Below are 12,560 nucleotides of genomic sequence, written 5' to 3'. Positions count from 1 at the left end.
CCGGACCCCGTGCTGACGGGTCCGGAAACAGGGGCACTGCGCCGCGGCCGCGGACTCGCGTGACGTGATGGACGGTGTCGCCCATGCGCCACGCCGAGCGGCCTCGCGCCACGGACCGGCGGGTGGCGGGGGCTGAATTCCGTAAACACGCCGGATGACGCGTCGGAGTATCGGTGCGGCCAGGCCGTAACGACGGTTCGGCTCAGACACAGGCTCTCAATGCACGGATGGACGCTTAGGCATCACCGTGCGCACAACCGGTCCAATGCCGACTGGCTCTCGTCGTCCGCGGCCCGGTAGATCACCAACCGCTGATCCGGATCCTGAAGTGGCACAAGCACTTCGAAATGCACCGCGATCACGCCGGCCTCAGGATGTCGCATCTCCTTGCGCCCGCGACCGTTGACCTTGATGTCCCGCTCGGCCCACAAGCGCGCGAATTCCTCGTCGCGCGTGGTGAATTCGTCGATGAGGCCGGTCAACGCCTGATCTTCCGGATGCGCGGCCCATGCGGCGCGCAGATGGGCGACCCCCTCCCGCACGACGCGTTCGCGGTCGACGTACAGCTCGCGGATCCGCGGATGCATCAGGCACAGCCACATCGCATTGCGCTGCCGCGGCGGCAGGGGGTCGAAATTCAGTAGCAGCCTCGCCATTTCGCCGTTCCAGGCCAGGATGTCGTAGCGGTGGTTCATCAGCATGGCCGGCAGCGGCGACAGGTCGGCGACCAGCCCGGCCAGCGGTGGCGCCGCGGTGGTGGCGGGCTTGTCGGTGCCGCGGTGGCGCTGCTGGGCCAGGTTGAAGAGGTAGGCACGCTCGTCGGGGGCCAGGCGCAGGGCCCGGGCCAGCGCTTCCACCACGTCCGCTGAAGGCCGTATCCCGCGTCCCTGCTCCAGCCGCACGATGTAGTCGGTGCTGACCGCGGCCAGTTCGGCGACCTCTTCGCGGCGCAATCCCGGAGTCCGCCGGGCCTGCCGACGCGTCGGCAGGCCGAAATCGTCCGGGTCCAGGCGTTCGCGCGCTGTCCGCAGGAACGCGGCCAGCTCCTGTGTCGCGTCCACGGTGCGAGTCATCACGTCCCGTCCAACGGGCAGGGTAGGACTGGCATTCCCAGGAACTTCTCTCCCTTATCCCCGGCTCGCGACGGTCACAGACTTGGTTTCGGCAACGGAACACAAGCACAGGAGGACACGATGTCGCTCACCCTCGACACCTACCGGCTCCTTGGCCGCTCCGGCCTGCGGGTCTCACCGCTGGCGCTGGGCGCGGCGACCTTCGGCACCGAGTGGGGCTGGGGCGCCGAGCGGGACGCGGCGCGCAAGCTGTTCGACCTCTACGTCGAACGCGGCGGCAACTTCATCGACACCGCCAGCACCTACACCAACGGCAGCTCCGAGCGCCTGTTGGGCGAATTCAGCCACGACAACCGGGAAAGTCTGGTGCTGGCGACGAAATACTCCACGCTGCGTCGGCCCGGCGATCCGAATTCCGGGGGAAATCACCGGAAAACCCTGTTCGCGTCGGTGGAAGCCAGTCTGCGACAGCTGAATACGGACTACATCGATCTGCTCTACCTGCACGTGTGGGATTTCACGACGCCGGTCGAGGAGATCCTGCGCGGCATGGACGATCTGGTCCGGCAGGGCAAGCTCTTGTATGTGGCGATCTCCAACGCCCCGGCCTGGCAGGTGTCGCGGATGCAGGCGATCGCCGACCTGCGCGGTTGGTCGCCGCTGGTCGCGTTGCAGATCGAGTACAACCTGATCGAGCGCACCGGGGAACGCGACCTGATCCCCATGGCACGCGAGATGGGGTTGGCGGTGATCCCGTGGTCACCGCTGGCCGGCGGGGTGCTCACCGGCAAGTACAGCCGCGACGACGCGACGGCGACGAACACCGCATCCGGTGACGGCACCCGTAGGAGCGTCACCATCGCCAACGGCGCCCTCACCGAACGGAGCCTCGCCATCGTCGGCGTCGTAAGGGACATCGCCACGGAGCTGGGCCGCACACCCGCTCAGGTCGGGTTGGCCTGGACCCTGCAGAACCCGGGGGTGACCGCGCCGATCGTCGGCGCGCGTACCCTCGCCCAGCTGGAGGACAATCTGGGCGCTCTGGAGGTCGACTTCACCTCCTCCCAACTGGCCCGCCTCGACGAGGCCAGCGCGATCGGACTCGGCTTCCCGCACGACATGCTGGCCCGCGACACGACCCGCGCGTTCACCCGCGGTGACCTGAAGGTCGAGCCCCGCCGCTAACTGGAACGGCGGTTGAGCAGCCCCGGCCAAACGCACCACACGCGGCCAAACGGGGTGCCAGTCAGGAGTCCTTCGGCACCATGCGGTGCAGCCCCTTGCGGTCGTAGTAGGAAGCCGCGGCCAGGCCGAAGGCCAGAGCCACCACCGCCCCGACAGAGATCATGATCCAGGCGCGGGTGAGACCGGCGTCGGCGCGCGCGTCGAAGTAGAGGATGGCCCGCACGCCTCCACCGAGTTGTCGCATCGGTTCGAACACCGCGAGCCAGCGGTAGAAGCCGGGCAACGCCTCCAGCGGAATCGTCGTGCCGGAGGAGGGCAGGGCGAGCACGATGAAGACGAACATGCTGACGAGCTGTCCGATGCCGCCGAACGCCGCGTTGACCGACTGCACTCCGAGGCCCACGGTGGCGCTGGCGCAGAACGAGAACACCCACAGCAGCCACAGGTGCGAGGCATCCATTCCCAGGATCACCACGCAGGCCAGCATGATGAGAGCGGAGGTCAGCGCGGCGATCGCGAGGGACATGGCCCATTTGACGATCAGGGTCCGGGTGCGATTGATCGGTACCACCGGGCGGCGGGTGTGCCAGGGGCCGATCTCGCTGTCCGCGTAGCCCAGGCCCACGTCGACGCCGTTGCTGATGATGTTGCCGCCCATGAAGCCGGCGAGCACGAGCAGCAGCGTGTAGTAGAAGGCGGTCAGGCCCAGACCGCTGTGCGACCCGATCGGGTGGCCCACCTTGACCGTGACGCCGATCGGGTCGGCGAGCAGCAGCCGGGCCGTACCGCTCGCACCGGCCGAGGACGCGGAGAGTGTCTTGCCGAGTTGCAGCGAGGCCTGGTGAGCGGCCGTCTGACTGATGTTGCTGGCAAAAGAGGAGGCGAGGCTGCCCACGCCGGGGTTGGTGAGGACCATCATGGTGGGTCGTGCCGGGGCCGCCGCCGAGCCGCCGGGGAGCGCCGCCACCGCCGCGGTGAATCCGTCGGGCACCTCCAGCACCCCGTAGAGCTTGCCCGTGGCCAACTGATGCTGGGCTACGGACTCCTCCAACCGTTTCCAGGACACCCGCTCACCGGGAGCCTTGGCGATCGAGTCGGTGATCTGCGCACCCAGATTGGTGGGCTGGCCGGCCATGACGGCACCACGGTCGGCGTTGACCAGACCGATGGGCAGCCGGTGCATGTGCGCGTTCGGGTCGACGATGCCGCCCATGTACAGGAGCGAGAGCAGCAGCACGGTCACCGAGACGATGACCGTGGGGAACTTCCAGATCTTGGGGTTGCGCAGTACCTGGCCCGGGCGCGCCTGGCCCGGCCTCGCCTCGGCCGCGGGGGGCTGGACAGGGGAAGTCATGGCTCTCCAGGGGCTTCGGTGGGCAGCACGGGCAACCTAACTGCGGCCGCGTCCCCGGCCCCGGAGCCCCACGCCCGCCCCGCCCGACGGTTCCACCCGACGGCGGAGCGCACGCATCGGGGTTGCCCGAGGCGCGCCGGGCGTCGACGCCGCTGTGGGGGAGGAGCCGGGCTACCGGATCAGCCGGTCACACTCTTCGACGGTGCTGTCGTAACTGCCCTGAAGGAAGGCGTGGATCGCCGTGAGTTGGTCGTCGGAGAAGGCGGCCGTCAGCCGGCGGCTGCGGGCGTCCATCTGCTCGTAGAACGAGGCGATCCGTTCAAGCCCTGGGGCAAACGCTTCGACGAGTACGCGGCGGCGGTCCTTCGGGTCCGGTTTGCGCCGGACGTAACCCGCCTTCTCCAGACGGTCGATCATGTGCGTGACCGCGCCGGTGGAGCGCCCGAGCTGGGAGCTGAGCGCACCGGCGGTGGAGGCTCCGGCGCGGTTGAGGATGTGCAGGCAGAGCAGATCGGTCTGCGCGATGCCGAGACGCTGGGCGATCAGGTCGTTGAGTCGTCCAAGGGCTCCGGCGAGGTCCGTCAGAGACGCGATGATCCGGTCGGCCGGTTCGCCGGACTGGCCGATCTGGTGATTGACGCGCATGCGGGGTTCCATTTACCTTCACGATTAAGATACTTAGTGATGCAGCTACTGTATCCGATGCGCTGCCCCCTCGACCTGGGGGCAGCGACGGGCCTGGTCTGATGTGCCCTCTTGGGAAGGAGTCCTGCCATGGACGGCTGGTACGTGGACGATCGCTGCACCAACTGCGACGTCGCCCGGCAACTCGCACCCGGCCTGATCGCCGAGGCCGATGGAAAGTCGCAGATCCTCCGCTCGCCACGTGATGAGGCGGAGACACGAAGCCTGTACGCGGCCGCCTTCGCCTGCCCCACACGCTCGATCCGCCGGGCGTCCGGACGGATCGACCAGGCGCTCGACCCATTTCCGATGGCCTTGGACAACGGCGTACTGATTTGCGGACACAACTCCCAGCACACCGCCGGTGCCAACTCCTACCTCCTGCTGCGACCATCCGGTACGGCGATGATGATCGACACGCCGCGCTGGAGCCCTGAGCTCGCCTCGCGTTACGCCGCATCGAGCCCGGTCACCGATGTGCTGCTCACACACCGGGACCACGCCGCACACGGCCGCCGTTACGCGGACCATTTCGGCGCCCGCCTGTGGATCCACGAAGGAGACCTCGACGCGGCACCGGATGCCGACCAGGTGATCCGGGGCCTGGAACCTGTCGAGATCGGCGAGGGGGTCACCGCCCACCCCCTCCCCGGGCACACCCGGGGGAGCGTGCTCTACCTCGCGGATGACCGGTACTGCTTCAGCGGGGACAGCTTCTACTGGTCGCGAACCACCAGCGATCTGGAGATCGCGGACAGCGTGACGTGGTACTCCGTCGAGGAGTTGGCCGCCTCGCTGGCCAGGACGGTCGGACGGCTGCGATGCGAATGGGTCCTGCCCGGTCATGGGGACCGCCACCGCCTGGCCGCCGACGAGATGTCCCGTCGGCTGCGGGCGCTGGCAGAACGCGCGAGCCTGCTCCGGCCCCGGCCGATCGACTTCACGGCCGTCCGCTGGTGAGGACCGGCCGAACTCCGCACGGCCTCGGCCGTGTTCGCCGACGAATGCGCTGGCAGTTGACCGAGAGTTTCACGCCGGCGTAGGTGGGTCCCTGGAAGTCGATGGTTCCGCATGCTCTGTAGCGGCCGGGATGCCTGATGGTCCATCAAGTAGCTTTGTTCAACGGGCAGTTGAGGTGCAGTGTCGGGCGAATCGGGCTCGCTGACATCACGCCGAGAGAGTCCGCTCGCGGACGGCGCAGGGTGGAGGCTTCGCCCCAGTTGTGGGGGAGGGGGTAGACCACATCGGCGTAGGAGGAGGAAGTGCCCCCGTCCGGTCGTCAGCGTTTGGTCGCGACGTAGTAGACGTTGAGCGGGTCTCCCTCGATGGACTTGGTGTCGACGTTCGTGAATCCCGCCTCTCCGAGCATGCGCAAGGCCGTCTCCTGGCCCCATACCGTGCCCAGCCCGGCTCCGCCGGCGCTGAGAGAGGTCGTCATGCAGTAGAAGACGGAGAACCCGTAGAGCGCGGGGGCGAAGGGGTGCCCGATGTTCTCCTCCAGTCTGCTGGAAGCGGCGATGTCGCCCATGAGGAACGTGCCGTCCTCTCGCAAGGCGTGGGCGATGGCCGTGAGCGTCTCGGCCGGCCGGGCGAGGTCGTGGATCACGTCGAATGCGGTGATGAGGTCGTACTCGCCGCTGATCTCCGTCGAATCGGCAACGGTGTAGCGGAGGTTGCGCAGACCGGCACGGGCCGCCGCGGCACGTCCGGCCTCGATCCCGGCCTCCGACTGGTCCAGGCCGTGGAAGCGGCTGGCGGGGAAAGCCGTCGCAAGCACCAGAGGCGCGTGGCCCTGCCCGGTGCCCAGGTCGAGGACGTCCATACCCTTGCCGAGGCGTTCGGTCAGTCCTGGAACCAGCGGCACGATGGTGTTCACCAGCGCCAAGTCGTAGACCCGTGCGGTTTCCTCGGCCTGCAACGCCTGGAAGCGCGGATAGGCCGAGTACGGCACACCGCCCCCGTTGCGGAAGCAACGTACGACCTGCTGCTCCACCTCACCCATGAGAGCGAGGTAAGGCATCATGCCCGCAAGGTTGTCCGGACCCGCCGCGGTGGTCAGCGATGCCGCGTGCTCCGGTGGCAGGAAGTAGGTCTCCGTCTCGGGGTCGTATGTGATGAATCCGCTGACGACCATTCCGCCGAGCCACTCACGCACATACCGTTCGTCGAGGTCCGCCGCCTTGGCGAGGTCGGCACTGGACGAGGGCGGAAGGCCGGCCAGGGTGTCGAAGAGGCCGCACTGGTGACCGACGCTGACGAGAAACCCCAGCACCGCTTTGTTGAGCACGTCAACCACTTCCGCGGCGAATGCCTCCTGTGTGACGGGATCCAGTGGCGTCTGCCGCGTTTCAGGAACCGACATAGTCCCTCCTTCGACGGGGTTGCGGGGCGCCGCAACCAGAGGTACCTATTTGCCAGGTTATGCCCGAATTGGAGTCGCGGATCCTACGGAACGATGACGGTCGGGGCGGCTCTCCCTGAGCCTTCGGGCTGGGGATGGGGCTGGGGCGAGTACGTCATGAGGCAGCGTCCTGCCTCTGTGAGGTGCGGCGATCGCTCGTGAAAGGGCTTCACCGGTTGCGGCAACGATCACTGCGCGACAAGCCTCAGCGGCCGACGGCGGCCCAGCCCGGCGTACGGTGTGTTGGTGAACATGGCACGTGCTGTCACTCTCAACATCTGGGGACGGGGCGCGGCTCGGCGCCGTCGGCTGCCCCTGATCAAGGCCGAGCTCGTGGGGCTCGCTCCCGACATCGTCGGCCTGCAGGAGGTGTGGCGTAAGGGCTCGCGGTGCCAGGCAGAGCAGATCGCCGATGCCCTGGGCTATCACGTGACCTACGCGCGGGCCCGCTCGGCGCGCAACCGCGCCACCCAGGGCAATGCTCTGCTCAGCCGGGCACCCGTCGCACGGTACGAGGTGCTCCCGCTGCCGACTCCGGGCGTCGAGCCCCGGTCCGTACTGTGTGCCGAGGTGGGCTCGACGACCGTGCTCGTCACACATTTGACCTGGGAGTGGGAGCACACGCACATCAGGCAACAGCAGGTGCGATTCCTCGCGGAACTCGTGGCCGGGCACGCCGGACGCGACGTCGTGGTCCTGGGCGACCTCAACGCGGCCCCGGACACGGATGAGGTCCGGTGGCTGACCCGCCGCATGGAGGACGCGTGGGCGTGCAGCGGTCAGGGCCCGGGCCACACGTACACACCCGCCAACGGGCATGCGCGCAAAGCCCGCGAACCGGCGCGGCGTATCGATTACATTCTCACAGCTGGAATCCGGGCAGCGCACGCCGATTTGTCGTTCACCACTCCCCACCACACCGTCCGCGGTCAGCTGTGGCCCTCCGATCATTTCGGCGTGGTCTGCGACCTTGCGTCCGGCCCGCACTCGTCACGAAATACGGCAGCGCCACCGGAAGGCTCCTCCCGTATCTTCGACCCGAAGGTCTAGCCGGCCGGTCGGGATTGCCTTCGACGGGATGGTGCTGCGGGCCTGGTCTTACCTATTACGAGTTTCGGACCGGCGCCCAGCCGTGCCCCGGCCGCCGGTCACCCCCTGATGCGACGCGCCTCAAGCCAGTGCGGGTTGTGGTTCCGGTTGCTGAGCAGTTGAGGGCTTCGGTTCCCAGCGTTTGGTGTTTCGTACGTAGGCGTAGATCACCGAGGTCATTGCCAGGATGACGAGTGGTCCGAACACCCACGGATATGTGGCCATCTCCATCGACAGATAGCGATACGAAAGGAGGAGCACGGCGAAAACCGCTGTGCCGTAGGTGACCAATTGGATTCCTTGCCGGTCCCAGCCGCGATCGAGCGAGCGAAGTGCCGCCTCGATCGTGAGCGCGAACACCACGCCGGCAACAAGATCCACGCCATAGTGGTATCCGAAGCCAAGTGTCGCGCTGAGCGTGGCGATCAGCCAGAACGAGCCCGCGTACCGCAGAATTCGTGGGCCCTTGCGGGAGTGGATGAAGATCGCGGTGGCCCACGCCGTGTGGAGGCTGGGCATGCAATTGCGCGGGGTGATCCCGTCGTAGAGCACCGGGTGTGCGGCGTGGATGGGCGGCGGCGTGTTGGGCCAGAGGTTGGCCACCGCCCACTGCACCCCACCGGTGCCCGAGGTACCCGGGCCATAGGCGAAGATCGGCCCGACCACCGGGAAGATCATGTAGATGGCCGGCCCGAGAAGGCCGATGACCAGGAAGGTGCGCACCAGGTGATGGCGTGGGAAGCGGCGCTCGGTCGCCACGTTGCGTAGCTGGTAGACCGCAACGACGATGGCGGCCACCGCGAGCTGGGCGTAGACCACGTGGAGAAGATGGGAGCCGATCGGGTTGGTGGCCTTGAGGAGCCGACCCGCCAGCCATGACGGGCTGCCCAACGCGTGATCGGCAAGTGCCACGTACGGGTCGAGTACCTCCGGGCGGGTCTTCGACGTGATGAGCAGCCAGGTATCCCCGGTCTTGCGGCCCGCCACCAGAAGCAGGCCGAGGCCGACGCCTTTGAGCAGCAGGACACGTTCTGGTCCGGTGCGGCGCGTGACGGCGATGACCGCACAGCCCAATATCACCCACAATGCGCCGTTGCCGAAGTAATGGCCGTCGGGCACTTCGGCGTCGACCGCCCACCGCACCAGCACGAAGACGACGTCGATACCGATCGCGACACCAGCCGCGATGAACCGTTGCCGCCAGGTGAGAACCACCATCATCAACGCCATGCCGGCGTACAGCGGCCCCGATTTGGGGGCAAATATCACCTCTCGTGCCTGGTTGGTTATCGGCCCGGGCTGACCGGTGTAATGCCGCGCGGCGATCTCAAGCGAGATCAGCAGGACGACAGCCGCCCCGCCCGACACGGCCCACAGAATCGCCCGTGGTTTTCGCCACGCGGGCAACTCGCTTTTGCGATTTATTCGCGAAAATAGTTGCCGGAATATCGATATCAATTTTTTGGCCATTTTGTTAGGTTTTGTTTAATTAATTCACTCTTCGGTGCCGGATGGCGTGGGTCCCCGGGTGGGGGGCGATGGCGGCGCCCGTCGAGAGGTCGATCATTACATCAGGGCGGCGCGGGAGGCTCCGCCGGCCATGGACGCGCGCTGTCTGGTGCCGCTGCCGGAGGATGAGGACCGGCGGCCACGTGCTCGGCAGCGTCAAGACTGAGCGCAACGTCGCGCATGCCGGCCCGTTCCATGTCCCGCGTCCCGCAGAAGCCGCTCTGACGTATGACTCGGAGTTTCGAGCCTCCGCCCGGATCACCCGACGCGCCGAGCTGAACGATCAGCGGTTCGTGCGGCTCGCGCGGTTCGGGGCGGGCTGGGTGTCATGGGGGGCGGGAGGGTGCGGGCGTTACGGGCCGTGTGGGTCAGTGTGGCCGGCATGTGCGGCGTGTTCGCTGCCAGTTTTTGTCTCGGCCTGTTGGGGCTCACGACTTGGTCCGCGATTGGGGTTGGGGCGTGCTGGCCTGGCGGGTCGGCTGGTGGTTGATCAGCAGGTGACCTGCCGGGCGAGCACGAGCTCGGTGCTCGGCTTGCGGCGGGTCGGTCGGCGAGCCGAACGGTCCGAAACCAATGAAGCAATCGCCTGGTGGGTCGCGGCGTAGCCCTCGCGTGGGCCGGTGTAGCGCTGGAGTGGGCGCCACTGCCGCAAATTCGGCGTGGGCGTGCTCGACGCAGATCCGTCTGCCTGCCTTCGGGCGGCGAACCTGGGCCTCGGCGCCATCGATCCGCAACCGGACCCCCGCGGCCTCGGCATAGGCGAACACGTCCGCAGGGTCCGAAGTCGCACGCCGGAGTGGTCGGGGACTGCGAAGCCACGCATGGCCAGCAACGGGCGGATCTCCCCGATGACGCGGGAGATCGTGGAGCGGGCGATGCCGTACAGCTCGGCGAGCGCGCCGTGCGGGAGCCCGGCGCGCAAGAGGGCCAGGGTGGCGAGCAGGCGGTCGGTGAAGACCAGGTCGTGCTTCGGGCCGGCACCGGCCTCCCGCTGACGCTCGGCACAACGCCGCTCACGAAGCTCCGACTCGCACCGGGCGAGCCACAGATCGTCCCACTCTGCGATCAAATCGCCGAGTTGTGCGCGCGAGACGCCGCAGAAGGCAGGATGGGTCAAGGCGCCACGGGCCCACTTCTTGGTCACACTCGAAGAACCCGTGCGGCCACTGCCACGTCACGGCTGCCCGCTGATGATCGGAACTTCCCTGCAGCAGAGCAAACGCAGCCGGCGAAGCAGCGGCCCGAGCATCAGGGCCTCAGCAGTCCGCCTACCCACCAGTCGTGCGGCTTGCCATCGTTGGCGATGCCGCGATTGCGCAGCGTCCCTTCGACGGTGAAGCCGAGTTTCTCGGCGACGGCACGCGAGCCGGTGTTCCCGGCCATGGCCCACCACTCGATGCGGTGGACGTCGAGGGCGGCCCAGCCCCAGTCACACAGCGCCCGAGAGGCCTCCACCGAGTACCCGCGTCCGCGCTGCTCCTTGACCGCCCAGTAACCGAGCTCCCAGACGCCGCGGCTGACGAGGGTCAGGCAGTACGAGCCGACCAGGGCACCGGTGTCCTTGCGGAACGCGCCGAGGGTGTAGTCCCTGTCCTCGGCCCACTGAGCGGGCAGCTTCTCACCGACGAGCTTCTCCGCGTCCGCACGCCGGTACGGCACCGGCACCGGGGTGTAGAACTGGATGTCCTCGTCCTGGCAGGCTTCGTACACCGCATCCACGTCGGCAGGTGTGAAGGCCCGCAGCACCAGACGGTCGGTCTCAAGAGTCACTGGATCCATCGCGGCAGTATGACCACCATCAACAAGCGGCGACCAGCGAATATCCCGACCGACCACCGCCCATCACAACACCCCGGGCTGGTCAACAGTCGTCCCAACACCCCAGATCAGCTGTCCCCGAGACAGAGCCACACCCACCATTAATCGGGGACCGAGCCGTTAGCGCCCCGCGTGGGTGGTCGTGCTGGCGGCATCCGCCTTCGACGACTCCGCCTGCCCGCACCCGTCCCGGCCGGGGGCACAGCCTCGGGCCGGCCGCGTGAACGTCATCGAGCTCCTGGCCGACCTGCAGGCCCAGCACGACGGGACCGAGGCTCGGGCCGGTGAACTAGGCGACCAGGTCGAGCATTTGACCGCCGCCCTGGCCGAGACGGAGGCCCGTCTCGCGGACCCAGCCACCATCCGGAAGGGCATGGCCGAACGCGTCCTATCCTGGACCGAGCCTGACCCGCCCGAGACGAACGCCGCCGACCAGGCCATCGTGCAGCCTTCAACCAGCACCCCAGCCAGGCATTCGGAGCCCGTGAGCTGCACGAACTCCTCGGCATGCCCACCGACGAGGCGGCCGCCAACATCACCCGCCGCCTCGGACGCCTCACCCGACAAGGCTTCCTCCTGGATGAGGCCGCTGCCAGAAACAGACTCAACGCCGCACTTCGCGGGCTGCGATCGGTACAGCCGACGGGCGCCACTCTCGCCTGAGCAACCCGAACACCCACGAGTCGGATACCTCGCCGTTCACCACACAGTCTTCCCGCAACGTCCCTTCACGCACGAATCCGACCTTCTCCAGGACCCGGGCAGATGCCACGTTGCGCGTATCGGTCTCGGCCTGAACTCGATTCAGGTCCAGAGTGTCGAATGCCCACTGCAGTACGGCGTGTGCGGCCTCCGTGGCATAGCCGTGGCCCCACATCGCTTCGTCGAGGACGTAGCCCAACGACGCACTGCGGTAGTCCGGATTCCATCCGGTCAGACCGCACCAGCCGACGAAGGCCCCGTCAGAGGCACGGTCGATGGCCACCCGCGCCCCAGTGCCTTCGTCCGCCATCTTCCGGCACATCGCGATGAAACGATCGGCGCGGGCCCGTTCCGTCCACGGCGGTGAGTCCCAGTAGCGCAGCACGTAGGCGCTGCTGTGCAGCGCGAAGAGGAGGTCCGCATCGGCGTCCGTGAAGGGCCGCAGTCGCAGGCGAGCGGTGTGCAGTACGGGGGTGGCCACAGTCATGCGCACCATCTTGTGTCCTCATGGGGTGGCAGAACACCGAATATCCGATCCCGGGCACACCTCACTGAAACTGGTTCCCTTCGCTTTCCTCTCTCGACGTCACGCCGGGGGTGCCATGCGGCACCCCCGGCGTCGTCGCGTCCCCGGTCGGCAGGAAAAGAACTGTGGTGCGGTGGCCGGGGCTGGAAGGACGTTCCAACGAGCCGTAACCGGCGAGCAACTCGATGCTGATCCGTTATCAATTCTCCTCGGTACTCG

The 12,560-nt window shown here is 67.5% G+C and carries 11 protein-coding genes; 3 read left to right on the top strand and 8 right to left on the bottom strand.

Going from position 1 to position 12,560, the window contains the following annotated elements; translation table 11 throughout:
* Positions 1 to 242: 242 nt before the first annotated feature.
* The gene (locus ACWC2B_RS35145) at positions 243 to 1,061 is read right to left on the bottom strand and encodes a helix-turn-helix transcriptional regulator (protein WP_450723916.1); all 819 of its coding nucleotides are present in this window, start codon (positions 1,059 to 1,061) and stop codon (positions 243 to 245) included.
* Positions 1,062 to 1,193: 132 nt separating this feature from the next.
* On the opposite strand from ACWC2B_RS35145, the gene ACWC2B_RS35140 reads away from it, so the two are divergent.
* Positions 1,194 to 2,258 carry an aldo/keto reductase gene (locus tag ACWC2B_RS35140; protein WP_450723914.1) on the top strand — a complete coding sequence of 355 codons (1,065 nt, stop codon included), beginning with the start codon at positions 1,194 to 1,196 and terminating at the stop codon, positions 2,256 to 2,258.
* A gap of 61 nt (positions 2,259 to 2,319) precedes the next feature.
* Here the strand turns inward: ACWC2B_RS35140 and ACWC2B_RS35135 are convergent, their stop codons facing one another.
* Both ACWC2B_RS35135 and ACWC2B_RS35130 read right to left on the bottom strand, forming a co-directional pair.
* On the bottom strand, positions 2,320 to 3,612 hold the full coding sequence (locus ACWC2B_RS35135) for a YhgE/Pip domain-containing protein (RefSeq protein ID WP_450723912.1): 1,293 nt from the start codon (positions 3,610 to 3,612) through the stop codon (positions 2,320 to 2,322).
* 171 nt (positions 3,613 to 3,783) lie between these two features.
* The gene (locus ACWC2B_RS35130; RefSeq protein WP_450723910.1) at positions 3,784 to 4,257 is read right to left on the bottom strand and encodes a MarR family winged helix-turn-helix transcriptional regulator; all 474 of its coding nucleotides are present in this window, start codon (positions 4,255 to 4,257) and stop codon (positions 3,784 to 3,786) included.
* A 129-nt stretch (positions 4,258 to 4,386) separates the two neighbouring features.
* Here ACWC2B_RS35130 and ACWC2B_RS35125 point away from each other — a divergent pair, with 129 nt between their 5' ends.
* Positions 4,387 to 5,256 (top strand): 4Fe-4S domain-containing protein, encoded by an 870-nt coding sequence (locus ACWC2B_RS35125; RefSeq protein WP_450723908.1) that lies wholly within the window; start codon positions 4,387 to 4,389, stop codon positions 5,254 to 5,256.
* A 319-nt stretch (positions 5,257 to 5,575) separates the two neighbouring features.
* On the opposite strand, the gene ACWC2B_RS35120 is transcribed toward ACWC2B_RS35125, so the two are convergent.
* Positions 5,576 to 6,658 carry a class I SAM-dependent methyltransferase gene (locus ACWC2B_RS35120; RefSeq protein WP_450723906.1) on the bottom strand — a complete coding sequence of 361 codons (1,083 nt, stop codon included), beginning with the start codon at positions 6,656 to 6,658 and terminating at the stop codon, positions 5,576 to 5,578.
* 291 nt (positions 6,659 to 6,949) lie between these two features.
* On the opposite strand from ACWC2B_RS35120, the gene ACWC2B_RS35115 reads away from it, so the two are divergent.
* Positions 6,950 to 7,747 (top strand): endonuclease/exonuclease/phosphatase family protein, encoded by a 798-nt coding sequence (locus tag ACWC2B_RS35115; RefSeq protein WP_450723920.1) that lies wholly within the window; start codon positions 6,950 to 6,952, stop codon positions 7,745 to 7,747.
* A 120-nt stretch (positions 7,748 to 7,867) separates the two neighbouring features.
* On the opposite strand, the gene ACWC2B_RS35110 is transcribed toward ACWC2B_RS35115, so the two are convergent.
* The 4 genes from ACWC2B_RS35110 to ACWC2B_RS35095 form a co-directional block, all read right to left on the bottom strand.
* Complete coding sequence (locus tag ACWC2B_RS35110) at positions 7,868 to 9,256, bottom strand: phosphatase PAP2 family protein (protein WP_450723904.1); 1,389 nt, start codon at positions 9,254 to 9,256, stop codon at positions 7,868 to 7,870.
* A gap of 529 nt (positions 9,257 to 9,785) precedes the next feature.
* The gene (locus ACWC2B_RS35105; RefSeq protein WP_450723902.1) at positions 9,786 to 10,439 is read right to left on the bottom strand and encodes a transposase family protein; all 654 of its coding nucleotides are present in this window, start codon (positions 10,437 to 10,439) and stop codon (positions 9,786 to 9,788) included.
* A 104-nt stretch (positions 10,440 to 10,543) separates the two neighbouring features.
* Positions 10,544 to 11,074 (bottom strand): GNAT family N-acetyltransferase, encoded by a 531-nt coding sequence (locus tag ACWC2B_RS35100; RefSeq protein WP_450723900.1) that lies wholly within the window; start codon positions 11,072 to 11,074, stop codon positions 10,544 to 10,546.
* 643 nt (positions 11,075 to 11,717) lie between these two features.
* Positions 11,718 to 12,302 (bottom strand): GNAT family N-acetyltransferase, encoded by a 585-nt coding sequence (locus tag ACWC2B_RS35095; protein WP_450723898.1) that lies wholly within the window; start codon positions 12,300 to 12,302, stop codon positions 11,718 to 11,720.
* Between the last annotated feature and the right edge of the window lie 258 nt (positions 12,303 to 12,560).

The sequence above is a fragment of the Streptomyces sp. NPDC001415 genome (genome assembly GCF_053597395.1).
The sequence above is the reverse complement of the archived record's forward strand: the minus strand, read 5'-3'. Positions and strand labels throughout refer to the sequence as shown.